Consider the following 22,912-nt stretch of genomic DNA (forward strand, 5'->3'; position numbering starts at 1 on the left):
CGGGGGTGCGGTGCGCCGTGGCGTCACCGCCCCCCGCGGGGGTGGGCCCGCTCCCTCGGGGGGGGCCCCACCCCCGGCTCTGTTCGAGGGGGCGGCTCGGGCCTGTTCGAGGGGGCGGCTCGGGTCCGGGGGCTTGCTGTGGGAGGCCGGATTCAGCCCAGCAGGCGGACGGGCGCACCGGCCAGGAACGCGGCGATATCCTCCACCGCCTGTCCGTAGTACGTCCGGTAGTTGTCGTACGAGACGTAGCCGAGGTGCGGGGTCGCCCTGCAGGTCGACAGGAATATGCAGACCGGTCTACTGTTTTCCGCATGGGAGTCAAGGGTGAGGAGACCCGCGCCCGGCTGATCGCCGGGACGCGCAGTCTGATCGAGGCACAGGGCTACTTCGGCACCGGCCTGAACCAGATCGTGGCCGAGAGCGGCGCCCCGCGCGGCTCCCTCTACTTCCACTTCCCCGACGGCAAGGACCAGTTGGTCGCCGCCGCCCTCCGCCAGGCCGGGCAGGAGGTCGAGGAGCTCCTCAAGGCGCAGGCCCGCAAGGCCCCCGACGCCGCCGCGGTCGTCGGGCAGCTCACCGACGTCTTCCTCGCCCGCCTGGAGGAGTCCGGTTACACCAAGGGCTGCCCCATCGCCGCCGTCGGCCTCGAAGTGGCCGGCTCCAACGAGGCGCTGCGCGCCGTCTGCGCCGAGGTGTACGCGAGCTGGCAGGCCGTCCTCGCCGACCGCCTGGCCGCCGAGGGCTTCGGCCCCGCGGAAGCGGAGACCGCATCCGCGCAGGCGCTCGCCCTCCTGGAGGGCGCACTGCTCCTCGCCCGCGTCCGCCGCGCCCCGCACCCGCTCGAAGACGCCCGCCACGCCGTCCGCCACCTCCTCGTCACGCGACCCGACGCGGCGCGGAGCCGTCCGGCGCAGCACTGACGGGAACAGCACACCGACGGGCACGGCACGCCGACGGGCAGGACGCGGACAGGGCGGGGCGCCGACAGCCGCCGTCCGGCCACCGCCACGCCGCCCGCCGAGGCGGCCCACTTCCGGAAGCCCCGCCATCCGGGCCCGATCGCCGTCCCGTCCGTCCCAGCCACCCCCGGGCCCGGGATTTGAGACACCGGGACTTCCCTGCTCAGGGGCATGAGACGGGCATGGGACGGCTCACACTGCGCAGGCGGCCTGACGACCCGTCCGGAGCGCGGCAGACTCCTCCACCATGAACATCACCCGCAAGCTCGCAACGGCCGCCCTCACCCTCGGCATGGCGGCGTCCGCCGTCATCGGCACCACCACCGCCGCCAGCGCCAACCCCAACGCCTCGTACATCGGCCGCGGCTACTCGGAGTACGGAACGGGCGTGTGGTGCGTCCAGCACATCCTCAACCACAACGGGGAGTACTACGCCGGCATCTCCGAGGACAGCTACTGGGGCCCGAAGACCGAGGCCGCCCTCAAGGAGTTCCAGCGCCACGTCAAGTCGCACTGGCCCTCGATGGAGGTCGACGGAATCGTGGGCCCCGACACCGGCTGGTGGCTGCTCTACATGAACAACGACGGCTACGGCTACCACAGTGACGGCTCCACGGGAGGCTGCTGGGCCCACGTCCCGAGCACCTTCTAGCAGTCGGCGCCCGGGGCCCGGGACGGTCCGCCCGTCCCGGCCCCGGTCGATCCCGCTCCCGCTCGGGCTCGGGCTCGGGCTCGGGCCGTCCGCCGGGCGGGGGACCGGTCAGGCGCCGCCGGAGCCGCTGCCCGGGCCGGCCGACGTCCACCAGGCGATCACGCGGGCGGCCATCGCGTCGGGCCGCAGGCCGAGCGGATCGATCCCGAAGTGGTCCACCAGTTCGTGCCGCAGGAACGCCTCGATCTCCGCCGGGCCGGTACCGGAGTGGAGCCGGGCGAGCAGAGGGGCGAGCATGCAGTCGTACTCGTCCGGCGCGTCGTCGGCGACGCCGATCGGATCCCACTCGTTGAGCAGTCGCCGCAGGTCGTTCTCGGTGGAGGTGGTCCAGGATTGCACGGCCCCAGCCTGCCACCCGGGACCGGCCGCCCGCGCACCGGGTCCCGGCGTACGGCGTGGCAAGGTGCGGCGCGGGTGCGGCGACGTGCGGTGTACGCCGGGGGTGGCCGTGATCGCCGGGATGTTCCCGGCCGGGCCATAGGTCCGCTCTATGGGGTCATAGCTCCCCGGCCCCTACAGCGGTGCGGGCCGAGCGGGTTTGCTTCAAAGCACCCGCCCGACTGCCCGGAGGAACGCACCGCCATGTCCCGCCCGATCCGTGTCGCGATCGTCGGAGCCGGCCCCGCCGGCATCTACGCCGCGGACGCCCTGCTGAAGTCCGACGCCGCCCTGGAGCCCGGGGTCTCCATCGACCTGTTCGAGCGGATGCCCGCCCCGTTCGGGCTGATCCGCTACGGCGTGGCACCCGACCACCCCCGGATCAAGGGCATCGTCACGGCGCTGCACCAGGTGCTGGACAAGCCGCAGCTGCGCCTCTTCGGCAACGTCGACTACCCCGGCGACCTCACCCTGGACGACCTGCACCGGTTCTACGACGCCGCGGTGTTCGCCACCGGCGCGGTGGCCGACCGTGCACTCGACGTCCCCGGCATCGGCCTGGACGGTTCGTACGGCGCCGCCGACTTCGTCTCCTGGTACGACGGACACCCCGACGTCCCCCGCACCTGGCCGCTGGAGGCCGAGAAGGTCGCGGTGCTCGGCGCGGGCAACGTCGCTCTCGACGTGGCCCGGATCCTGGCCAAGACCGCCGACGAGCTGCTGCCCACCGAGATCCCGCCGAACGTCCACGCCGGGCTGCAGCGGAACAGGGCCCTGGAGGTGCACGTCTTCGCCCGTCGCGGGCCGGCCCAGGCGAAGTTCAGCCCGATGGAGCTGCGCGAGCTCGACCACTCGCCGAACATCGAGGTGATCGTCGACCCCGAGGACATCGAGTACGACGACGGTTCGATCGCCGAGCGCCGGGGCAGCAAGCACGTCGACATGGTCGCCGCCACCATCGAGAACTGGGCGATCCGCGACGTCGGCGACCGCCCGCACCGCATCCGCCTGCACTTCTTCGAGTCCCCGGTCGAAGTGACCGGCACGGACGGCCGGGTGAGCGGCCTGCGCACCGAACGCACCGAGCTCGACGGCACCGGCAACGTCCGCGGCACCGGCCGGTACACCGACTGGGACGTGCAGGCCGTCTACCGCGCCATCGGCTACTACTCGGACGAGCTGCCCAAGCTGCCGTTCGACCCCGTCTCCGGCACCGTCCCGAACGAGGCCGGCCGCGTCCTGGCCGGCGACGGCTCCCACCAGGCCGCCACCTACGTCACGGGCTGGATCAAGCGCGGCCCCGTCGGCCTGATCGGCCACACCAAGGGCGACGCCAACGAGACCGTCGCCTGCCTGCTGGCCGACCACGCCGGCGGGCGGCTCCCCGGTGCCGCGGAACCGGACCCCGGGGCGGTCGTCGCCCACCTGCGCGAGCGGGGCGTCCGGTACACCACGTGGGAGGGGTGGCAGCGGCTCGACGCCCACGAGCGGGCACTCGGCGCGGCGGAGGGCCGGGACCGGGTCAAGGTCGTGGAGCGCGACGAGATGCTGCGGCGCAGCGGCGCCTGAGGGTACGTCAGCGGTGGGCCTCATTCCGGGGTACCGGAGGGAGGCCCGCCGCCGTTCTTCCCGGGGTGCTCTTCCTCCCGGCTCCCCGTCGGCGGTATCTTCGCCTGCGTACGCCCGCCGTTGCCCGCGTACCCCGCTGATCCACCGGACAGCGGTGCTTTGCCGCGCGAAAATATACCGACCGGTCTACAGAAAAATGCGTGTGCCCCTTTGCTGCGCCGCACACCCATCAGCGAAAAATATGCAGACCGGTCTACAGAAAAGGAGCCCGCCCATGAACATGAACACAGGCCTGGTCGCCCCCTCGTCGCCCCCGCCTCCCCCGCGCACCCTCGTCCTCGGCGCCACCGGCTTCCTCGGCCGCTGGCTGGTCCTCGAACTCCTCGGGCGCGGCGAGCCGGTCGCCGCCGCCGTCCGGGGCGGACGCAGCAGCGCGCAGGACCAGGAGCTGCGCGGCTGGCTCCGCGCACACGGCGCCGACGACGACGCGCTGACCACCGTCGCCGCCGACCTCACCCGCCCCGGACTCGGCCTCTCCCCCGAGGACGACGCCCTGCTCGCCGACGTGCGCGACGTCCACAACCTCGCCGCCCGCTACCGCTTCGGCCTCCCCCGCGCCGAGGCGCACGCCGCCAACGTCGACGGCGCGCTGCACACGCTGCACTGGGCCGCCGGCCGGTCCGGGCTCCGGCGGCTCGTGCACCTCTCCGGCTACCGGGTCGGCCGGGACACCGCACCCCGCCACCCTCTCCCCGCCGCCGAGACCGACGCGCTGTACGCCCGGCTCGGCGCCTACGAGGCGTCCAAGCAGCTGGGCGACGCCGCCGTCCGCGTCACCGCCGCCCGGCTCGGCGTGCCGCTCACCACGGTGAACCCGAGCAGCGTGATCGGGCACTCGGTCACCGGCGAGGCCGGGCAGTACATCGGCCCGGCCGAACTCGTCCGGCAACTCTGGTCCGGGCGGCTGCCGTTGCTCCCCGGGACGCCGCGCACCTTCCTGCCGGTGGTCGCCGTCGACCACCTGGCCCGGTTCCTCGCGGCCGTCCCCGAGCACGACGACGGTCCGGCCCACGCCCACACCGTGCTCGACCCCGCCACCCCGCTCCTGCCGGACCTGATCGCCCTGCTGGCCGAGCACCTGGGCGTGTGCGCGCCGCGCGGGCTGGTCCCGGTCGGGCTGGTCCGGCGGCTGCCCCACGCCCTGACCGGCGCCGACCCGGAAACGCTCACCTTCCTCTCCGAGGACACCTACGACACCACCTCCGCCGACCGCCTCGCCGCTGCCGCCGGCCTCCACCACCCGCCCGTCGCCGACGTGTTGCGCCGCTGGGCCACTCGCCTGGTCGCCGACGGCTTCGGCGCGACGACTCCCGGACCGGCGCTCCCGGGCGGATTCACCGACCTCGCCGGAAGCCGCAGCTACGTCGTCGGGGACGGCGTCACCCCCCGGTTCGTCCTGCTGCACGGCCCGGGCGCGGACGCCGACGCCTGGCACGAGGTGGCCGCCCGGCTGGACGCGCCCACGCTCGCGGCCGACCTCCCCGGTCTCGGCCGCTCCTCGCGCACCGACCGCACCGCCCGCACTGCCCGCTCCTCGCGCACCGGCCCCACCTCGCCCACCGGCCACACCTCGCCCACCGGCACGGAGGACCGCTGGCTGGCCGAGCTGCTGGCCCCGGTCCGGACCCGGCCCGTCCTGGTAGCCCACGCCGCAGTCGCCACAACGGCGTTGCGCTACGCAGCCGCCCACCCGGACCGCCTGGCCGGCCTCGTCCTGGTGGCCGCGGACTCCCCGACCGTGCCCGAGCCCGCGGCCGCCTCCGGCTTCCGTGCGACCCAGCACCCGTCCCACCGCCCCGGCGCGGCCCGGCGCGCCACCCGCAGGCTCCGCACCGCCGCCCGCCCGGCCGAACGGGCAACCGCCGCCGGGCTGATGCGCACCAGCCCCGTTCCGGTCCACACCGTCCCGGGCGGCCGGCCCTCCGCCTACGCTCCGGAACTCGCCGACGCCATCACCGAGTTCGCCCGCTCGCTGACCGGCTGAGCACGTGCGGCCCCGGCCGGACGGTTCCGGACGACGCGCCCCGGTTCGGCACCGCTCCTCGGCGCGGCGCCCTCCCAGCCCGGGCCGACCACCGAAAGGGACAAGGGTGGCCGGCGACGAGGCGACGTACGTCACCGTCGGCCAGGACGCGCGACGGGCCGGGTCCGACGCCCCCTTGTGCTCGGCGTCCTGCCCACGCCCTTCGGCGAACGCCTTGCCGACGGCGGGCGAACCAGGGCCTCGCCGGACCTGGAAGCGAGCGTCGGCAGGCGCGTACGCCCGGGTGCCGCACGGACCTATCGGCCGTCGGCGGCTGCCGCTATCGTCCTGTGCGTGGCCACAGCCGGCGAGGGATGTGGGAGGTCACCGTGTCGGTCGAGCGGCGGACGAAGGCACCCCGGCTCCCGCCCCGCTGGTTCATCCGTGCCGCCTGGGCCGTCCACCGGGGCGTGTACCGGTCCTCCGGCGGGCGGATCGGCCTGTGGCGTCCGAAGCGAAAGGGCTGGGGCGCCCTGCGGCTCACCACCACCGGGCGCCGCACCGGGCGCCGTCGCAGCGTGATCATCGGGTATTTCGAGGACGGTCCGAACCTGGTCTCGCTGGCGATGAACGGGTGGGGCGAGGGCGAGCCCGCCTGGTGGCTCAATCTCCAGGCGCACCCGGACGCGACCGTCGAACTGGCCGACGGGCGGCGGCCGGTACGGGCTCGTGCCGCGACGGGCGAGGAGCGGTCGCGGCTCTGGGCCCGCTGGCGCGGGATCGACGCGAACCTGGACGCCTTCGCGGCGCTGCGGCCCGGCGAGACCGCGGTGGTGGTGCTGGCACCGGGGCCCGGCACGCCGAACGGGGCGGACGGCGTGGACGGGGCTGACGGCATGGACGGCATGGACGGCAGGGACGGAGCTGACGCGGCGGGCAGCTGATCCGGCGTCGGGGCCGGTGAGCGCGCTCGTCCGGGCATCACGTCACCGCCGCCGGAACGGCCGCCGTCCGGTCTGCTGGCCGGACAGCTCCCTCGGGCTGCGCTCCCGTCCAGGCCGTCGGCTGCGAAGACCTCGGGCCGGTCCTGCCGGCTGCCGAGCGGTCGCCCACGCCTCCTCGGTGCACCCGTTCCGCGCGCAGCCACGGTCACCTCCCGGCCGGTCCCCGAAGCCACTGCCCGCCCCGCCGGGCAAACCGGCGGGGCGAGTGATCAGCGCGCTGTGCGCGGTCGGGCCGCGGTGTGCGCGGCCGGACCATCAGCGCAGGTGGGCGGAGGCCAGGGTGATCGGAACACCGCCGAGCGCCTGGCTGACCGGGCAGTTCCGCTTGGCCTCCTCGGCCGCCGCCGCGAAGCCCTCTGCCGTCAGACCCGGCACTGAGCCACGCACGGTCAGGACGACGCCGGTGATCCCGGTGCCGGGCTCGAAGGTCACCTCGGCCCGGGCCTCCAGCGACTCCGGTGCCGTTCCGGCCTCGGTCAGCCCGTGCGAGAGGGCCATGCAGAAGCAGGAGGTGTGCGCCGCCGCGATGAGTTCCTCGGGGCTGGTGATCCCGTTCGGCTGCACCGCACGGGCCGGCCAGGACACGGGGTGGGTGCCGGAGCCGGACGACTCCAGCGCCACTTCGCCGGCCCCTTCGATCAACGATCCCTTCCACACGGTGGACGCGGTACGAGTGGTGGCCATGGGCTTCCTCCAGAGGTGGTGACGGTCCGGCATCCGCGGCACGCCGCCCTGGGCACGACCGACCCCGCCCCGCCCCGCCCCGGCCCGGCCCGGCCCGGCGGGGCAGGGCCGAGCAGGGCAGGACAGGGCGGGAAGGGTGGCCCGGAAAGGGCGGAAGGCGTGGAGCGGCTCCCCGGCCGTGTGCTGTCCGCACGCTCCGGCCGGGTCCTGCCTCGGTGATCACAGCAGAACCACCGGGCCGTCGGCCACCGGCAACGGCCGGCCGCCGAATCATCTCGGTCCGCCGGTCCCACACCTTCGGGGCCGAAACGCCCGGCGGCCGCAAATGCCGCGGTGCCGACCCCGGTGTGCGACCGCCGGCCGTTTCCTAGCGTGAACGGGGGGCGCCCCTCGGCCCGCCCACGACCCGGACACTCGACCCAGGACATTCGTGTTGCAACTCTCGACCTCGACCGTCATCTGCTCCGTCGCCTGCCTCACCCTCCTGCTCGGCATCCCGCTGAGCGACCTGTCCGGCGAAGCCCCCCACCGGGAGACCGTCGCGCCCGGGCCGACGGCACCACCCGTCCACCCCGCCGCGGCACCGGACGTTGAACGGCCGCCCGGAACACCCGGGTCCGCCGACCGGATGCCGATGGCGCGCCCCGCCCCGAACGCCGGCCGACCCGCGGTCCGCCACCGCGTGCCGTCCGACCCGCAGGGCTGCGCCACGCTGCTGCCGGGCGGACAACGGCCGCTTCCGGTCACCGACTGCCGCCTCCCGGTCCAGCCGGCCCCGCGCCCGACGGCCCGGGCCCCACGAACGATCTGACCGTCCTTCCTCGGAGCCGGGCCGTGCCTCCGGATGACCCTGACCTCGACTGCGCGGTCAGAGGCGCCGAGTCGGGAAGCAACCTTCCGGTGATGTTACGGTCGCACCGCGCCGGTCGGTCCGGCCGAAAACGGGGACAACGAGGGGGCCAAGCGCCGTGGACGGGTACGCGAATCCTGACCAGGAGTTCATCGACGTGCTGGCCCACCGCTATGCCGGCGCCCATCTTCGTTTCCTGACGGGCGAGTTGATTGCTGCTCATGCAGAGCTGAACCATCTTCTGGCACGCACAAAAGGGAGGCTGGCAAGGGCGACCTGGGCGGACTGCGGCGACGAGCTCCATCGGTGCACGAGTCTCTACCGCAGTGCATGGGCACGGTTCGCCGCGGCAGTCGGCGATGATTTTCCGAACGGTGCGGACACCATGCCTTCGCCGACCCTGGGTCCGGAAACGACTCAGGCATTCCAGGCGGCTGTGGACGGGCTCCGGGGCGCGCTCGAAGTCCTGAGGAGGGAGTCCCGCCAGCTCGGCTGTGAAAGCTGGGTGTACTGACTTCTCGCTTCGGAATGGGTTGAGCCGTGAGTCCCGCGCTCGACGATCTTGGTCGGCCGGGTGTCCGGAGTGCGTGCCGATCTCGTTCCTGACGACCCGTGGGAGCGGATGGCCCCGCTGCCGTCGCTCGCCCCCGAACGCCGCCGCCGACACCGCTACCCCGGGCGACCGCGCCTTCCCGACCGAGTGGCACTCGCCGCGTCCACGCCGCGACCGTCCACCGCGCCCGTGGTCGGCATCGGGGCGCGCAGGCATGCCGGACAGGGGCGGGTCATGATCAAAGTAGGGTGTTCGTCGGGCGTGATCATTCAATCGGAAAGACGGACAGAGAAGTTGAATCGTATACGCATGACGGTGGCGCTCGGTCTGGTGCTGTCCGCAGGTCTCGTGACCGGGTGCTCCGGAGGGGCGGACGCCGGCGCCAAGGCCGGCGGCGGGGAGACGGGAAAGGCAGCGGCGTCCGCGCCCGCGACGCCGAAGGGCGCGGTCTACCAGGGCAAGCCGGTGCCCGGGCTGGCAGCGCAGCCGGCCTGGAGTCTGACGGACGATGAGGCGAGGAACTGCGCGAGCAAGGCGTCCGAGAAGGACTCGGGTCAGCGCGACGTCTGCACGGTCGGGGACGCCGTCATCGTCACCGGCTACCGCGACGAGCAGTCGGGTAAGAGCACCTTCACCGCCCGGCTCCTCGACGCCAAGACGGGAACGCTGCGCAAGGAGTTCGGCTTCGCCCTCCCCGAGAAGAGCGGCGGGTCCACCCCGACGGTGGCCCTCGCGCAGGTGGGCGAGTGGCGGGACGGTTCGCCGGCCCTGCTGATCCGCAACCGCGTCGACACCCCGGAGGACGGCCTCAAGAAGGCCTCGACCCAGACCGTGCTGACCATGTACGCGCCGTCCGGCGAGAAGCTGGGGAGCTCCTCCTTCGACGGCGACACCCACATGTCCACCCCGGTCAGGAACGGCTACCTCGTGGACACCAGCGGCTCCGGCGGCGCCAAGTTCATCCCGATCGGCGACGGGGAGACCCTGACCACCCAGGCCTTGGACACCGATCTCAAGGGGGCGGTCGGTTCCGGTATCGGCTACTCCTCGCAGAGGGACACCTCCTTCCAGCCGTACGCCAACTGGCTGACCGCCACGGACATCCGCACGGGCAAGAAGGCGTGGAACACCAAGGACCTCGCGCCGCCGGCCGCCGTCGCCAAGCTGATCACCTCGACCAAGGCGACCAGTGCGCGGCTGATGCCGTACCAGGGCGACAAGGCCCTGCTCGAATGGTCCTCGTACGGCGATTCCGCAGAAGTCATGACGCTGATCGACGTCAAGAGCGGCAACCGGCTCGCCGAGGGGCCGAGCATCGACACCAACGGCACCATCGATGACGACGGCCTCGCCATCTCCCCGGACGGCAAGACCGCCGTGGTGCAGTACGGCAAGGGCGCGGTCGCCTGGAACACGGAGACCGGCAAGGAGCTGTGGCGCCAGGCCGCGGACGAGGTGAACATCACGCCGCGCGCCCTCCCGGGCAACGGTGTCCTCTACGCGTACCTGAACGGCACCGGCGCCGCGCTCGACGCCCGCGACAAGAAGCTGCTGGCCTCCGGGATCGAGGCGATGCCGCAGTTCACGACGAACGGGTACGCCGCCGTCCGCAGCGCCGGGGGCCTCTTCGTCTTCGCGATCCAGCCCGTCGCCTGACGGACGGGGCACCGCCCCCGCTTCAGGGGCCCGGAGGGTCCCGGGGGCCAACGGTCCCCGGTGGGGGCGGTGTCGGGCGGGGTGGGCCCGACAGATCGCCAGAACGAGTCGAGCCGCAGGCCTTGCGCTCGGCGATCTTGATCGGCAGGGTGTCCGGGTGCGTGCCGATCTTGTTCCGGATGACCTGTGGGAGCGGTAGCCGCGGCCGGCCGCATCCGTCCGTCCGCGCCCTACTGCAGGCGGGCCAGCAAGTGGGCGTCGAGGAAGCCCCGTTCGGAGGCCGGGTCGTGAACCAGCCGGGCGAACGGGACGAGCCCGGCCCCGGTCAGCAACTCGGCGAACCGGTCCACCGGCCAGCTGTAGGCGGGCGTCACCTTGTGGTCGAAGCGGACCGGTTCCGGTGCGTCGGTCGCGAAGAACGAGACCAGGAGCAGGCCCCCGGGTGCCAGGACCCGCACCTGCTCGGCGAGCAGCGCGGGCAGTTCACCGGGCGGGGTGTGGATCATCGAGTAGTGGGCCAGTACGCCGCCGAGCGCGCGGTCCTCGACCGGCAGGGCCTCCATCCGCGCCTCGTCGAACCGCAGCGTCGGATGAACCCGCCGGGCGTGGTCGACCATGCCCGGAGAGAGGTCGAGTCCGAAGGCGTCCAGCCCCAGGCCGTGCAGCATGGCCGTCACATGGCCGGGCCCGCAACCGACGTCGGCCGCCCGCAGGTTCCCCGTCCCGCGCACCAGCTCGGCGAAGGTGCCGATCATGTTCCGTGCGAACGGCCGGTCCTCCAACCCGTTGGCGAACATCGACGCGTACAGCTCGACGACCCCGTCATAGGCCGCCCTGGTCTCGTCCTGGTGCTCCACCATGGGAAGAGAAGCTAGCATCGGCGCACGTCCGCAGCTCCTCCGGGCCGTGACCGGCCCGCGCTCCCGGCCCCGGCCCGGCGGCGAACCGAACGCACGTGCGGCGGCGTCCATCCCGGTGTGATCACCGCCGTTCTCGACGCCTCGCCGCTGTTCTGGCCCGGCGCGTTCGTCTCCGCCGTCCTGGCCGTCCTGTTGGGCCGCCCGGCGGGCCGGGGCTCGGACTGGCAGCGGGCCTGATCACCGCAATCCCCGCCCGCGCCGCCGTACGGGCCCGCCGGCGCGCCCACCGCCCGGTCACCGCGCACGGCACACACCGCGCGCAGGCCGAGTGAGGGTCGTCGAGCGTCCCGAAGGTGGCCGGCGTTCGGCAAGCCCATGGATGCCGGTTCCCCTGCCGACGGACTCTCCTGCCCCGGCCGGGGCCCTCGTCATGCGTCTTCCGCCTGTGCGCTCCCGGCGATGCCGGACGTGGACATAATCAGTGGCGGGTCCGGCCGGTCGGTCGTGAAGATCACACCATGCATGTCTACCTGAAGACCGAACGGCTCGTCCTGCGCCCGTTCACCGAGGCCGATGCCGACGACTTGTTCGCGCTGGACAACGACCCCGATGTCGTGCGGTTCATCAACGGCGGCAAGCCGACGAGCCGGGAGGCGATCAGGGAACGGACTCTGCCGCGGCTCCTCCATGACCACCCGTGTTTCGGAACCCGCGGCTACTGGGCCGCGGAGGAAGGGACCACCGGGGCATTCCTGGGCTGGTTCGAATTCCGTCCCCTTGACGACCACAGCCCGGCCGTGGTCGAACTCGGCTACCGGCTCAACAAGGCGGCCTGGGGCAAGGGCTATGCCACAGAGGGATCGCGGGCCCTGATCGACAACGGATTCACCGGCCTGGCGGTCGACCTGGTCACCGCGAACACCATGGCGGTGAACGTGGGGTCCCGGCGCGTGATGGAGAAGGCAGGCCTGTCGTTCCTCCGGAACTTCACCGGGGACTGGCCGGAAGCGATCCCGGGATCCGAGCACGGCGAAGTCGAGTACCAACTCACCAGGGGCGACTGGGCGCAGTCCCGGTAGCCGTGGCGGTGAGGGCCAGGGGCCCGTCTTCAAGCCCCCGCCTGCGGGGCGGGGGCGACGCCGGAACACGCGCCGTCCGGAGGACGCACCCGACGGCCGGTATCCCGTACCGCACCGAACGTTGCACGGTGCCACCCCGGCATGGTCTGTGCGGCACCGTACGACCGGCGTGGGGCCGGAGGTGGCAGGCCCGACCGTGGAGGGAGACACCGGACGGGCACGCCCCGTACGCCGCGCGAGCGCCGGGTCGAGGAGGGGCTGCGGGCGCTCGCGGCCGGTGGGCCGGAGGCCGTCCGGATCGAGCCGCCGGCGCAGGCGCTCGGTGTGACCGAGGGCGGCTTCTACGGCTGCGGTAGTTCTTCCGGTTTCCGCTGGGCGGCTGCGGTGAGCTGGGCGGCCAGATTCTTGAGTGCCTGCCGCAGTTCGTCGGGATGGTGGATGGTGAAGGGCCACTCCAGGGAGGCGAGCATGTGGGCCATGCCGTCCAGCCGTTCTGCCCGTGCGTGCATGAGAACGCCGGTGGGCTGGGCGGTGAGGGTCACCGCTGAGCGAGGAAGCCGGCGAGCGATCTCATCGAGGGGGCCATGGATCGTCACCTCGACCTGCCAGCGGTAGGGCCCCTGGGCGAGGGTCGAGGTCAGGTGGGCGACGGGGTCGAAGCCGTCGGGTGCGGTGAAGCTGTGGGCTCGGGGGGTGATGGAGGTGATGCGGTCGATGCGGAAGGTGCGCAGGCTGTCGCGGAGGTGGTCGTGGCCGATGACGTACCAGCGGCCGGTGTGGAAGACCACGCCGTAGGGGTCGATGTCGCGTTCGGTGTGTTCCTGGCGCCAGGACTGGTGGCTGATGGCGACGGTCGTGTGGGCGCGGGAGGCCTGGGCCAGGGCCAGCAGGACGCCGGTTCCGGGTGCCTGCCCGATTACGGCGTGGGCGGTGAAGGACAGGGTCTCCCGCATGGCGGCGAGCGGTTCGCGCAGGGCGTGCGGGAGTACCCGTTCGATCTTGGCCAGGGCACCGGCATTGGCCGGCGCGGCGGTGCCCATGCCCAGACGTTCTGCCGCGAGCAGGCCAAGGACGACGGCGAGGGCCTCGTCGTTGGTGAGGACCAGGGGTGGCATGCGGTAGCCGCGGGCCAGCCGGTAGCCGCCGTAGCGGCCGCGTTCGGCCTCCACGGGGATGCCCAGTTCCCGCAGGTGCGCGGTGTACCGGCGCACCGTGCGCACGTCGGTGTCCAACCGGTCGGCCAGCTCCGTCCCGGTGAGTCGGGTGTTGGACTGGAGGAGTTCCAGCAGGGTCAGCACACGGGTGAGGGGATGCGACATGGATCACTCGGCATTTCAGGGCGGATTCTGTCCTGTATCGACCTTACGCTCCCCGCAGCACCTCACTTCAGGGAGATCACATGGCCACCTTCGTACTCGTTCCCGGCGCCTGGCTCGGGGCATGGGCCTGGGAAGACACCGCCCGAGCTTTGCAGGAGCGCGGCCACACGGCGCTGCCGCTGACACTGACCGGCCTGGCCGAGCACGCAGACCAGGGCGGCCCTCAGACGGATCTGGACACGCACATCGCGGACATCACGGGATTCGTCGAAAAGCACGATCTGCGTGACGTCACGCTGGTCGCCCACAGCTACGCGGCTGCACCGGTCACCGGGGCGGCCGGACGTCTCGGCGACCGGCTGGAGCGCGTGATCTACGTGGACAGTGCGCCTTTCGCCGCAGGCATGTGCATGCTCGACCTCATGCCACCGCAGGCAGTGGACCAGCTGCGCCAGCAGGTCGACGCTTCCGACGACGGGTGGCGGCTACCGATGCCGCCGTTTGAGGTCCTGGGCTTGTCCAGCAGCCTCGACGGGCTCGATGAGAGCCGGCAGAACGTTCTGCGCACGCGTGCCACCCCTCAGCCGTTCGGCACGTTCGCCCAGCGTCTCGCCAACCCGGCCGAGCCCGGTCCCGGTGTGGACCGTGTCCTGATCGCCTGCCGTGACTTCACGGGGCTGCTGGACGCCGGAGTGCCGATGCTGGCCTACCTGAACCAGCCGCCGTGGCGGCGCTTCGACCTGCCCACCGGGCACTGGCCGATGCTGTCCGCGCCCGCCGAACTCGCCCGCGTCCTCGACAAGGCCGTCTCCTGACCGCGCCGGCCGAGAGGCACAGCCCGACGCCTGACCACGAGAGCATCCGCAGGCTCCGGGCCTGTGCGCAGGCCCTGGCCGGCGGAGCACGCGAGGCCTCTGCCGTGACGGTCGTCCGACGGGTCTTCGCCATCCAGGCCCAGGACGCCACGGCCGCCGACCTGGGCATCCGGGTACGCGGCCGGGACATCACCGCCCAAAGCATTCGCACGGCATACGAGAAGGAGCGGAGTATCGTCCGCAACTGGTACATGCGCGGCACCCTGCACACCATCCCCAGCGACGATGCCCGCTGGGTGTTGCAGTTGCTGTCCCCGCGGATCCTTTCCGCAACCAGCCGCCGCTACCAGCAGCTGGGCCTGGGTGATGATCTGCGCCAGCGCGCCGACCATCTCATCCGGCGCGCTCTTGCCGCGCACGGCCCACTCACCCGAGCCGAGCTGACCGAGCGCCTTACCACCCTCGGTATTCCGCCGGACGGGCAGGCGCCGTTCTACCTGATCCGCCACGCGGCACTCACCGGCATCCTCTGCCATGGTCCGCAGCGCGCCGGTGAGGGCACGTATGTGCTGCTCGACGATTGGCTGCCCTCCACCGGGCGCTTCCGGTGGGAGGGCGACGACGCTCTCGCCGAGCTGGCCCGCCGGTACCTGGCTGCGCACGCCCCCGCCACCTTGGAGGACTTCGCCGCCTGGTCCGGACTGCCGATCACCTGGGCCCGCAGGGCCTGGAAAATGCTGGCGGAATCCGGCGTGATCACCGAGTACGGCGCATTGACCATGCTCGCCGGGCGGGTGAAAGAACTCCCACGCTCGTCTGACACCCCGGACGTTCGCATACTGCCCGCCTGCGACAACTACCTGATCGGCTACCGCACCCGCGAGGCGTCCGTCCCCGCTCTCCACCAGGCCCGCGTCTGGCCAGGAGGCGGCCTCATCCGCCCTACCGTCATCGCCGACGGCCTGGCCATCGCCACCTGGACCCGTGGCCCCGGCTCGCGCTCCATCCAGGTGGATGCGTTCGAACCTGTCCCGCCTCAGATCGAGCAGGGTATCGACATGGAAAAGGAGGCCGTCGTCGGCTTTCTGCGGCCCACCACATAGCCGACCCGCATCCCGATCCAAAAAGGGCGGCCGCATAGGCGAGAACGTTGGGTCAAGCGGCCTGACCGAGGCCGGCGGCGATCAGACCCTGCTCACGGAGCGGGGTGAAGTCGACGTCAAGCTTCGGGTCGTACGCTTCCGGCCGGATGCCGACTTCGTGGGTGCCGTACTCGCCGAACCGGTTGATGTGTTAGGTCAGGTACGGCGAGATGTGCGCCAGGTCTTCCGGGTCGATCTCCCAGCCCTCCTCCAGCAGCTGGCGGACGATCTCCGCGATGTCCAGGGCGTTGTGGAAGATCACCGCGTTCGTGAGCAGGGCGTTGAACTTCATCGCCTTCTCCTGCTCTACGGGGTCGTTGTCGGCGATGACGCCGCGGTTGCCGAAGCCGATCCACTGGGAGAACCGGTTGAACGACTCGACCTTGTTGGTCGCCGCGGTCACCCGCCGCCGCAACGGCGCGTCCGAGAGGTAGCGCAGACGCTGGACGGTGCGGATCACGCGGCCGACCTCGCGGAAGGCCGCGTGGGTGGCGTTCTTCCGCGACCCCGACCGCAGCCGCTTGAGCAGCGTGGAGGAGGAGATGGTGCCCTCGCGTACGGAGACGGCCACACGCATCAGGTGGCGGAACTGGGACTCGATCAGGTCGAAGTCGATTGTGTTCTTGCCCGGCTCTCCGAACAGGGCGTCGATGTGTACGTACTCGCTCTGCTTGGAGGGCCGGTAGAAGGTCAGTTCCTTCCAGTTCCTGATCCTGGGCATCAGGTCGAAGCCCAGGAGGTGGGCGAGCGCAAAGACAGGGAAGCTCTGGCCCTATGTGACGGCGCCGTCGAGGAGCGTCACCGTCGACCTGGCGATCCGTGACCGGGCCCGGCCCGACGAGGTGGTCACGGAGCGGCTCCGACGGGTCGACAACCGGCGTAGGGAGTGGCTGCGTTCGCGTTCGCTGTTCCGGTCGTTCTGCCCGGACGAGGACGAGGTCGAGGTCCGCTGCACGGTGACCCTTCTCGCTGCGGATCGGCAGCACCTGCGTCGCCGTCGACCACGCCGGCCGCACCCGTGACGAGGTGACGGAGCCGACCCGGACGTGGCTGCTGCGGCGACCGGGGCCGTCGCCCCTACCGGACACCGGGGGAACGCCCGCCCGCGGCGGCGAAGCCGAGGACGGTCCAGCTCACCCCCGGGCGGTCGTGCAGGTCGGGCCGCGGGGTGCGGATCAGCAGGTCCAGGCCGCACGCCCGGGCCTGGGCGATCGTCTCGTCGGCCGGGACGGCGAACATCCGGCGGCCGGGCGGCACCGAGCCGTGGCGCAGCGAGAGGACGACCCGGCCGCCGGGCTTGAGCAGCCGGGTGAGCGCGTCCATCGCCGGCGGCCGCTCCTGTTCGGCCAGGTGCATCCAGACGGCGCACAGCAGGATCAGGTCGAAGCGCTCGCCCGTGGCGCGGAGCGCGGCGGCCTCGGGCAGCGCGTCGTCGACCCAGCGGATACCGCTGCCGGCGTGGATCCGCTCGCCGGCCCGGCGCAGCTCGGCGGTCGGTTCGGCCGCGACGACCCGGTGGCCGCGCGCGGCCAGGGCGGCCGCGTCCCGGCCGGTGCCGGCACCGATGTCGAGGATGTCGGACGGCTGGCCGGGGAACAGGTGCAGCACCTCGCGGTGGACCTGTTCGAAGGTCACCCCCTCGTACTGGGCGACCCGCTCCGCCGCCGTCTCGCCGTAACCCGCGTTGCTCTCCAGCCCGTTCACAGCTCCCCCTCGTTCGTCGGACGCGCGACCGGCCGGCTGCGGCAGCCCGCCGCCGGTGTCGGGCCCGACGGCCCGTCACGGTCGGCACGATCTTCCCCCGATTGCCGTACGGTGCCAACCGACGGCCGGTCAGCCGGGCCGGATCGGCCTGCGGGGCGTCGGGGCGGGCTGCGCCGGAGGCCTGGTCAGGCCTCGCCCGGGTGCCAGGCGGGCCACTCCCAGGGGCGGTCGGCCCAGTGGACGCGGGCGGGGTCGCGCGGGTCGAGGTCGGGGAAGAGCTGGTGGATGCGGGGTTCGAACTCCTCCGGAGCGAGCGGCTCCCAGCCGTGGCCCTCGAAGCGGACCAGGCGGTACCGGCTGTCGGTACGGAACTCGGCGATCTCGACCAGAGGCTTCGCCGTGCTGTTCGGCGTGCTGTTGGTGTCCATGCCCCCAGCATGTGGCGGACCTCGGAGGGCCGCACCCGGGGTATGGCAGCCAGCGTACGGCCCGGCGGCGGCCCCGGCAGCGGCTCAGGCGGCGGCGTGGGCGACTGCCGGGGGGCGCGGAGGGAGCGCGCGCGGCAGGGAAACCGCCTCCGGGTCATGTCCCCGCGTCGACCGGCTCGTTGAGCACGGCAAACGCGTCGCCGGTGGTCGGTGACGGCCGGCAGGAGGACACCGGGCATGGGCGGGCAGCCGAGGGACGGGCAGTGGCAGTGGCCGACGAACGCGTGGCAGCCGCCGCCGGTCCCACCGCCGCCGCCTGCGTCGGCGATGTCGCCGTCGGCGCCCGTGCCGCCGCCTCCGGTCAGGCCGTCGGCGGCCAGGGCGGCGGCGGGGCGGCCGCGCTGGGTGTGGGCGGCGACGGCGGCCGGGATGGTCGGGGGGTTGGCCGCCGTCCTGGTGATGTGCGGGCCCGGGTCGGGCGAGGAGCGGACCGGGGTGGTGGCGTTCCCCTCGGCCTCGCCGACCTCGGCGGAGCGGCCGCCGTCGCCGTCCCCCTCCGCGCTGCCGTCGGTGCCCTCGGTGCCCGACCTGGTGCCCGTCCCGGCCACGCCGCCGCCCGGCACGCCGGCCCCCTCCCCGGAGGCGGCGCCCACCCCGGCCGGGCAGCCGGGTGCCACGGACGAACCGGCAGGCCCCGGGACCGCGGCGGACCGTTCCGCCACCGCCCACCCCCGGCCGGGCCACAGCCTTCACCCGGCCCCGTCCCGCCCGGCCGGCGGCCCGGCGGTATCGGCTGGGCCGGCACCGGGCGGTGCGCCGGCCCTGCCGACGGCCGTCGGGGGCGGATCGCTCTGCGACCAGGCCGAGCGGATCGGCCGGTGGCCGGCCGGATCGGAACAGGCCCGCCTCTGCCACCACCTCTACGGCTGACCGGGGCCGGGGCAGGACCGGTGGGCCGGTGCCGTCGGCCGGCTCCTGCCCCGACGGCGGACCGAGGCGGACCGGCGGCGGCCTGCCGGGGCACGGCCGTCCGCCGGTCGTACCCCGCCCGCCGGGTATCACCGCCCGTCAGGCCGGCCCGAGGAGCTCCTTGTCCAGCCGGGGCGCCAGGACGCGGGCCAGCGTGTCGGTGATGTGCCCGGTGTCGCGGTAGAGCACCACGCCCTCCAGGACCGCCGGGCAGTCCGGCCCGGTGCCGGGGCAGAGCAGCGGGGCGAGGTCGAGCACCCGGACGCCGTAGCGGGCGGCGAGGCCGCCGTCGGTCAGCGGGTCGCGCTCGAAGGCGGACGCGCGGGGGAAGGAGCAGGCGTCGGAGCGGCCGTCGGAGGCGGCGAGGCAGGTCGGGATGTCCTTGCCGGGCATCGGCGTGTCGCCGAGGTAGGCGAGCGGGGTGCCGACGGCGGCGAGCCGGTCGAGGGTGCGGGTCCAGCCCTCGGCGCGTTCCTCCTGGCCGCCGTACCGGTTGAGGCCGGCCATCAGGATCAGGCGCGGCTTGGGGCCGGTGGCGAGCCGGGTGAGGGTGTTCTCGCGCCAGCGGTCGCACTCCTCGAAGGTGCGGCCGAGGACGTTGTTCCGCACGGTCAGCGTGGCCAGCGGGCAGCCCGGCTTCACCAGGACCTCCAGCGCCCAGTGCCGCTGGCCGGCCAGCGCCAGTGCGCCCGAGATCCACTGGCCGGCGTGCGAGTCGCCGAGCAGCACGATCCGGTCGGGGCTGTCCTCGGTGCCGAAGAGGCAGCGCGGGCTGGTGTCGGCGCCGAGCGGGATCTCGCAGCCCCGGCCGGGCGGGAAGTCCTCCCGGGCCCTGGCCGGCGAGGGGGTCAGGGTGAGCACCCGGCTGCCGGGGGCGAGCAGGGCGGGGCCGTCGACCGCGCCGGCCGGGACCACCGTGGGCGGGCCGGAGTCGCCGAGGGCCCGGACGGTGCCGCCGCCCAGGGTCAGCCCGGCGATCAGCGGGATGACCAGGGCGCTGGCGCCGACCGCGAGGCCCCGGCGCGGCGCCGCGCTGCCGCCGTGGCGCAGCGGCTGCTCGACCAGCCGCAGGGTCAGCCAGGCGGGCAGGGCGGAGGCGGCGGTGAGCGCGGCCAGGGTGGTCCACGGCAGGGTCCCGTAGCGGGCCTGGGCGATGGTCAGCACCGGCCAGTGCCAGAGGTACCAGGCGTAGGAGAGGCGGCCGGCGGCGCGCAGCGGGCGGGTGGCGAGCAGGCGGCCGACGTCGGCGGCGCCGGGAGCGCGGTGGGCCGGGCCGGCGAGCAGGACGGCGGCGGTGCCGAGGACGGGGAGCAGGGCGGCGGTGCCGGGGAAGGGCGTGTTGCGGTCGTAGCGGAAGACGGCGAGGAGGACGGCGGCCGCGCCGGCCCAGCCGAGCAGGCGCAGTGCCGGGCCGAGCAGGCGCAGCGCCGGGGCAGCCGGGCGGGCGGACGGTCGGACGGCCCGGCCGGTGTGCGGGCCGGTGTGCGGGCCGGTGTGCGCGAGTCGGCGGGCCAGGGTCGTACCGAGCAGCGCGGCACCGGCGCCGGCGGCGAACTCCCAGAGCCGGCCGGCGGTGGAGAAGTAGCCGAGTGGTGCGGAGCCGGCCGTCCACCGGATGCCGAGTGCCAGTGAGACGCCGCCGATCGCGGTGATGGCGACGGCGATCGCGGCGGTGCGGCGGCGGCCGGTCAGGTAGCGGGCGAGACCGAGCAGCAGGACGCCCCAGAGCAGGTAGAACTGGTTCTCGACGCTCAGTGACCAGAAGTGCTGGAGCGGGCTCGGGTCGCGTTCGGCGGCGAGGTAGTCGGTCTGCTGCCCGACGAAACGCCAGTTGGCGAACTGGCCGGCGGCGGCGATCAGGTCGCGGGCGAGGTCGGTACCGCGCAGCGGGTCGAGCAGTGCGCCGCCGGCGAGTGCGGTGGCGACCAGGACGACGGCGGCGGCGGGCAGGATCCGGCGGGCCCGGCGGGCGGCGAAGTCCCGGAGGCCGAGCGGGCGGGCCAGCAGCAGGCCGGTGATCAGGTAGCCGGAGATGACGAAGAAGACGTCGACGCCGACGTAGCCGCCGGTGAACGCGGGGACGGCGGCGTGGAAGGCCAGGACGGCGAGCACGGCGACGCCGCGCAGGCCCTCGATGTCGGGGCGGAAGGCCGCTCGTCCGCGCGGCTCCACGGCCGAACCGGCGGCCGGCTCCGCGGCCGGGTCGGCGCCGGGGACGGGGACGGCAACGGCCCGCGCGGGTGCGGCCAGGTGGACGAGGTCGGGCAGGGACGCGCCCGGGTCGGCGTCGGGTGCGGCGTCGGGACGGGCGGTGTGCGGCGAGCGGCGGTTCGTCGGCTGGGCGGACGGGCGTCCGGCGCCCGGTGGTACGGCCGTGGGCACGGCGGTGCTCCTTGCATGGCTGGCAGCGGTGTTCGGGACCGCCGGGCCGGTGGGGCGGCCGGGCGGCGGGTCCGCGCCGGTGGGGCGACGCGCAAGGACTAGCGGACATAAAGAAATTGACGAAATGTCAGAAGACGAGCGGATCGGCCCATCCGGAGGCCAGCAGGCCGCAGAGCAGCAGCACGGCGGTGAGGGCGACCGCCTCGGCCCGGCCGAAGCCCGGGTCGGAGGTGTGCCGGCTGGGCGGGGCGACTTCGCCGACGGCGGCGCCGTTGCCGCCGCGCAGCAGGGGCCACAGGGCCCGGACGAGCGGGATCGTCGTGTAGGCGGTGAGCCCGAGCAGGGCGGTGAGCGCCCAGTAGGGCTGCCAGCCGTACAGGGCGACGGCCCTGGCGAGGCCGGCCGCACCGGCGAGGACGACCAGGCCGAGCCAGCCGACGCCGATCCGGGCGACGGTGCGGGCGAGCGAACTGCCGCCGGAGACGGCGCCGGTGGGCACCCAGTCGGCGCTGCGGCGGCGCACCGCGTGCGCGATGGCGACGATGTGGCAGAGCCCGCCCAGGAGTTGGACCCGGGTGACCTCGAAGCGCCAGCGGGTGCGGGACATCGCGGGCAGCAGCACGAGCGCGACCCAGATCGGCGGGAGGAACGGCAGCACCTGCCAGGGGCGGATCTCCTCGGGCCGGAAGAACAGCATGATCAGGGCCGGCAGCGGGACGGCGAACACGTTGACCGCGCTGGTGACGTAGCCGAGGATGCCGTTCCAGAAGCAGAGCCGGGCCGAGCGGGCGAGCGGCCCGCGCCGGAAGCCGGGGTCGCCGACCAGGGCGAGCGAGCCGAGGCACCAGCGGTACTGCTGGCTGATGAAGGCGGGCAGGCCGGTGGGCGACATGCCCTTGGCGACCAGGGCGGGCACGTACCGGGTGGTCCACCCGGCGCGGGCGAGCGAGAGGCCGGTGTAGAGGTCCTCGCTGTGGTCGATCTCGGCGAAGCCGCCGACGCGCCGCAGGGCGGCGCGCCGGTAGAGCGCGTTGGTGCCGCAGCAGACGGTGCCGTCCTGGGCGTCGCGGGAGGGCTGGATCCAGCGGTAGAAGATCTCCTGGGTCGCTCCGGCGGCCCGTTCCAGCCACGACATGCCGGGGTCGGTGTCGAAGCACTGCGGGCTCTGCACGATGCCGACCTCGGGGTTGTCGAGGTAGGGCACCAGGTGGTGGAGGAAGTCGGGGCGCGGGCAGAAGTCCGCGTCGAGGACGGCGATGATCTCGCCGGTGCCCTCGGCCAGGCCGTGGTTGAGGTTGCCGGCCTTCTTGAACCGGCCGCGGTCCGGCCGGGCCCGGTACTGGAAACCGTGGGCTTCGGCGAGGACGCGCACCTCGGGGCGGGCGGCGTCGTCGAGCACCAGGACGGTCAGCTCGCCGGGCCAGCGGACGGCGGCCGTGTGCCGGTAGGCGTTGGCCAGGACGTCGAGCGGTTCACCGGCGGTGGGCAGCAGCAGGTCGACGCCGGGGTACCGGGCCGGCCGCCAGGCGCGCAGCAGCAGGTCGTGCGAGTCGCGGGTGTAGCGGCGGGCGCGCTGTCCGTCGGTGATCGAGAGCAGCCAGGTGACGGCGTTGAGCACGGTCAGTGCGAGGAAGGGCCAGAGCAGGGGCCGGCTCAGGGCGAACAGGCCGAGCGTGGCGGTCGCGCCGGCGTAGGAGAGGGTGGCGCAGAGCAGCACCCAGCGGCGCTGCGGGCCGATACGGCCTCGCCGAGGCGTCCGTGGACTCCACCTGCTTCGACGCCGCCGGCTCGGCGGGCGGCGAGCTCAGCGACACCCGCTCGCTGAG

At 73.6% G+C, this 22,912-nt stretch carries 20 protein-coding genes and 3 pseudogenes; 13 read left to right on the forward strand and 10 right to left on the reverse strand.

Annotated elements, in window-relative coordinates:
- Nucleotides 1–152: 152 nt before the first annotated feature.
- A pseudogene (locus ABZ885_RS18135) lies at nucleotides 153–266 on the reverse strand (D-2-hydroxyacid dehydrogenase family protein); the annotation flags it as partial.
- Nucleotides 267–311: 45 nt separating this feature from the next.
- Here ABZ885_RS18135 and ABZ885_RS18140 point away from each other — a divergent pair.
- Both ABZ885_RS18140 and ABZ885_RS18145 read left to right on the forward strand, forming a co-directional pair.
- The gene (locus tag ABZ885_RS18140) at nucleotides 312–920 is read left to right on the forward strand and encodes a TetR/AcrR family transcriptional regulator (protein ID WP_360189038.1); all 609 of its coding nucleotides are present in this window, start codon (nucleotides 312–314) and stop codon (nucleotides 918–920) included.
- 286 nt (nucleotides 921–1,206) lie between these two features.
- Nucleotides 1,207–1,611 carry a peptidoglycan-binding domain-containing protein gene (locus ABZ885_RS18145; RefSeq protein WP_360189041.1) on the forward strand — a complete coding sequence of 135 codons (405 nt, stop codon included), beginning with the start codon at nucleotides 1,207–1,209 and terminating at the stop codon, nucleotides 1,609–1,611.
- A 108-nt stretch (nucleotides 1,612–1,719) separates the two neighbouring features.
- Here ABZ885_RS18145 and ABZ885_RS18150 read toward each other — a convergent pair whose 3' ends face one another.
- On the reverse strand, nucleotides 1,720–2,010 hold the full coding sequence (locus ABZ885_RS18150) for a hypothetical protein (protein ID WP_360189044.1): 291 nt from the start codon (nucleotides 2,008–2,010) through the stop codon (nucleotides 1,720–1,722).
- 243 nt (nucleotides 2,011–2,253) lie between these two features.
- Here ABZ885_RS18150 and ABZ885_RS18155 point away from each other — a divergent pair, with 243 nt between their 5' ends.
- The 3 genes from ABZ885_RS18155 to ABZ885_RS18165 all read left to right on the forward strand — a co-directional run bounded on the left by ABZ885_RS18155 (nucleotide 2,254) and on the right by ABZ885_RS18165 (nucleotide 6,585).
- The gene (locus ABZ885_RS18155; RefSeq protein WP_360189047.1) at nucleotides 2,254–3,618 is read left to right on the forward strand and encodes an FAD-dependent oxidoreductase; all 1,365 of its coding nucleotides are present in this window, start codon (nucleotides 2,254–2,256) and stop codon (nucleotides 3,616–3,618) included.
- A gap of 274 nt (nucleotides 3,619–3,892) precedes the next feature.
- Complete coding sequence (locus tag ABZ885_RS18160) at nucleotides 3,893–5,662, forward strand: alpha/beta fold hydrolase (protein WP_360189049.1); 1,770 nt, start codon at nucleotides 3,893–3,895, stop codon at nucleotides 5,660–5,662.
- 353 nt (nucleotides 5,663–6,015) lie between these two features.
- Nucleotides 6,016–6,585 carry a nitroreductase/quinone reductase family protein gene (locus ABZ885_RS18165; protein ID WP_360189052.1) on the forward strand — a complete coding sequence of 190 codons (570 nt, stop codon included), beginning with the start codon at nucleotides 6,016–6,018 and terminating at the stop codon, nucleotides 6,583–6,585.
- 315 nt (nucleotides 6,586–6,900) lie between these two features.
- Here the strand turns inward: ABZ885_RS18165 and ABZ885_RS18170 are convergent, their stop codons facing one another.
- Complete coding sequence (locus tag ABZ885_RS18170; RefSeq protein ID WP_360189055.1) at nucleotides 6,901–7,329, reverse strand: OsmC family peroxiredoxin; 429 nt, start codon at nucleotides 7,327–7,329, stop codon at nucleotides 6,901–6,903.
- Between the two features lie 433 nt (nucleotides 7,330–7,762).
- Here ABZ885_RS18170 and ABZ885_RS18175 point away from each other — a divergent pair, with 433 nt between their 5' ends.
- The 3 genes from ABZ885_RS18175 to ABZ885_RS18185 all read left to right on the forward strand — a co-directional run bounded on the left by ABZ885_RS18175 (nucleotide 7,763) and on the right by ABZ885_RS18185 (nucleotide 10,388).
- A complete protein-coding gene (locus ABZ885_RS18175; RefSeq protein ID WP_360189058.1) occupies nucleotides 7,763–8,140 on the forward strand; it encodes a hypothetical protein in 378 nt (125 codons plus the stop codon).
- A 157-nt stretch (nucleotides 8,141–8,297) separates the two neighbouring features.
- On the forward strand, nucleotides 8,298–8,693 hold the full coding sequence (locus tag ABZ885_RS18180) for a hypothetical protein (protein ID WP_360189061.1): 396 nt from the start codon (nucleotides 8,298–8,300) through the stop codon (nucleotides 8,691–8,693).
- Between the two features lie 348 nt (nucleotides 8,694–9,041).
- A complete protein-coding gene (locus tag ABZ885_RS18185; protein ID WP_360189064.1) occupies nucleotides 9,042–10,388 on the forward strand; it encodes a PQQ-binding-like beta-propeller repeat protein in 1,347 nt (448 codons plus the stop codon).
- 230 nt (nucleotides 10,389–10,618) lie between these two features.
- Here ABZ885_RS18185 and ABZ885_RS18190 read toward each other — a convergent pair whose 3' ends face one another.
- Entirely contained in the window at nucleotides 10,619–11,248 is a 630-nt protein-coding gene (locus ABZ885_RS18190; protein WP_360189067.1) for a class I SAM-dependent methyltransferase, read from the reverse strand.
- A 518-nt stretch (nucleotides 11,249–11,766) separates the two neighbouring features.
- Between ABZ885_RS18190 and ABZ885_RS18195 the strand changes: the two genes are divergently transcribed.
- Nucleotides 11,767–12,327, forward strand: a complete 561-nt coding sequence (locus ABZ885_RS18195; RefSeq protein ID WP_360189070.1) for a GNAT family N-acetyltransferase — start codon at nucleotides 11,767–11,769, stop codon at nucleotides 12,325–12,327.
- 258 nt (nucleotides 12,328–12,585) lie between these two features.
- Nucleotides 12,586–12,675: pseudogene (locus ABZ885_RS18200) on the forward strand (TetR/AcrR family transcriptional regulator); the annotation flags it as partial.
- On the opposite strand, the gene ABZ885_RS18205 reads toward ABZ885_RS18200, so the two are convergent.
- Complete coding sequence (locus ABZ885_RS18205; protein ID WP_360189073.1) at nucleotides 12,669–13,646, reverse strand: YafY family protein; 978 nt, start codon at nucleotides 13,644–13,646, stop codon at nucleotides 12,669–12,671. The pseudogene ABZ885_RS18200 and the gene ABZ885_RS18205 sit on opposite strands and share 7 nt — an antisense overlap.
- Before the next feature lie 80 nt (nucleotides 13,647–13,726).
- On the opposite strand from ABZ885_RS18205, the gene ABZ885_RS18210 reads away from it, so the two are divergent.
- Nucleotides 13,727–14,461 carry an alpha/beta fold hydrolase gene (locus ABZ885_RS18210; RefSeq protein ID WP_360189076.1) on the forward strand — a complete coding sequence of 245 codons (735 nt, stop codon included), beginning with the start codon at nucleotides 13,727–13,729 and terminating at the stop codon, nucleotides 14,459–14,461.
- A 104-nt stretch (nucleotides 14,462–14,565) separates the two neighbouring features.
- A complete protein-coding gene (locus tag ABZ885_RS18215) occupies nucleotides 14,566–15,564 on the forward strand; it encodes a winged helix DNA-binding domain-containing protein (RefSeq protein WP_360189078.1) in 999 nt (332 codons plus the stop codon).
- Nucleotides 15,565–15,754: 190 nt separating this feature from the next.
- Here ABZ885_RS18215 and ABZ885_RS18220 read toward each other — a convergent pair.
- From ABZ885_RS18220 to ABZ885_RS18230, 3 genes and pseudogenes are all read right to left on the reverse strand, one after another.
- Nucleotides 15,755–16,363: pseudogene (locus ABZ885_RS18220) on the reverse strand (Tn3 family transposase); the annotation flags it as partial.
- A 317-nt stretch (nucleotides 16,364–16,680) separates the two neighbouring features.
- Nucleotides 16,681–17,307, reverse strand: coding sequence for a class I SAM-dependent methyltransferase (locus tag ABZ885_RS18225; RefSeq protein ID WP_360189079.1), 627 nt, complete (start codon nucleotides 17,305–17,307; stop codon nucleotides 16,681–16,683).
- A 185-nt stretch (nucleotides 17,308–17,492) separates the two neighbouring features.
- Nucleotides 17,493–17,735, reverse strand: a complete 243-nt coding sequence (locus ABZ885_RS18230) for a hypothetical protein (protein ID WP_360189081.1) — start codon at nucleotides 17,733–17,735, stop codon at nucleotides 17,493–17,495.
- A gap of 429 nt (nucleotides 17,736–18,164) precedes the next feature.
- Between ABZ885_RS18230 and ABZ885_RS18235 the strand changes: the two genes are divergently transcribed.
- Nucleotides 18,165–18,665 carry a hypothetical protein gene (locus ABZ885_RS18235; RefSeq protein ID WP_360189084.1) on the forward strand — a complete coding sequence of 167 codons (501 nt, stop codon included), beginning with the start codon at nucleotides 18,165–18,167 and terminating at the stop codon, nucleotides 18,663–18,665.
- A 138-nt stretch (nucleotides 18,666–18,803) separates the two neighbouring features.
- On the opposite strand, the gene ABZ885_RS18240 is transcribed toward ABZ885_RS18235, so the two are convergent.
- Entirely contained in the window at nucleotides 18,804–21,086 is a 2,283-nt protein-coding gene (locus ABZ885_RS18240; protein WP_360189087.1) for an acyltransferase family protein, read from the reverse strand.
- Between the two features lie 127 nt (nucleotides 21,087–21,213).
- Nucleotides 21,214–22,803, reverse strand: a complete 1,590-nt coding sequence (locus ABZ885_RS18245; RefSeq protein ID WP_360189089.1) for a cellulose synthase catalytic subunit — start codon at nucleotides 22,801–22,803, stop codon at nucleotides 21,214–21,216.
- Between the last annotated feature and the right edge of the window lie 109 nt (nucleotides 22,804–22,912).

This window comes from Kitasatospora sp. NPDC047058 (genome assembly GCF_040643935.1).
Taxonomy (GTDB): domain Bacteria; phylum Actinomycetota; class Actinomycetes; order Streptomycetales; family Streptomycetaceae; genus Kitasatospora.

Excerpts from the sequence above, each read along its gene's own strand:
- ABZ885_RS18140 (WP_360189038.1), top strand. The coding sequence starts at position 312 with ATGGGAGTCAAGGGTGAGGAGACCCGCGCCCGGCTGATCGCCGGGACG.
- ABZ885_RS18145 (WP_360189041.1), top strand. The coding sequence starts at position 1,207 with ATGAACATCACCCGCAAGCTCGCAACGGCCGCCCTCACCCTCGGCATG.
- ABZ885_RS18155 (WP_360189047.1), top strand. The coding sequence starts at position 2,254 with ATGTCCCGCCCGATCCGTGTCGCGATCGTCGGAGCCGGCCCCGCCGGC.
- ABZ885_RS18160 (WP_360189049.1), top strand. The coding sequence starts at position 3,893 with ATGAACATGAACACAGGCCTGGTCGCCCCCTCGTCGCCCCCGCCTCCC.
- ABZ885_RS18165 (WP_360189052.1), top strand. The coding sequence starts at position 6,016 with ATGTGGGAGGTCACCGTGTCGGTCGAGCGGCGGACGAAGGCACCCCGG.
- ABZ885_RS18170 (WP_360189055.1), bottom strand. The coding sequence starts at position 7,329 with ATGGCCACCACTCGTACCGCGTCCACCGTGTGGAAGGGATCGTTGATC.
- ABZ885_RS18185 (WP_360189064.1), top strand. The coding sequence starts at position 9,042 with ATGACGGTGGCGCTCGGTCTGGTGCTGTCCGCAGGTCTCGTGACCGGG.
- ABZ885_RS18190 (WP_360189067.1), bottom strand. The coding sequence starts at position 11,248 with ATGGTGGAGCACCAGGACGAGACCAGGGCGGCCTATGACGGGGTCGTC.
- ABZ885_RS18195 (WP_360189070.1), top strand. The coding sequence starts at position 11,767 with ATGCATGTCTACCTGAAGACCGAACGGCTCGTCCTGCGCCCGTTCACC.
- ABZ885_RS18205 (WP_360189073.1), bottom strand. The coding sequence starts at position 13,646 with ATGTCGCATCCCCTCACCCGTGTGCTGACCCTGCTGGAACTCCTCCAG.
- ABZ885_RS18210 (WP_360189076.1), top strand. The coding sequence starts at position 13,727 with ATGGCCACCTTCGTACTCGTTCCCGGCGCCTGGCTCGGGGCATGGGCC.
- ABZ885_RS18230 (WP_360189081.1), bottom strand. The coding sequence starts at position 17,735 with ATGGACACCAACAGCACGCCGAACAGCACGGCGAAGCCTCTGGTCGAG.
- ABZ885_RS18235 (WP_360189084.1), top strand. The coding sequence starts at position 18,165 with ATGGTCGGGGGGTTGGCCGCCGTCCTGGTGATGTGCGGGCCCGGGTCG.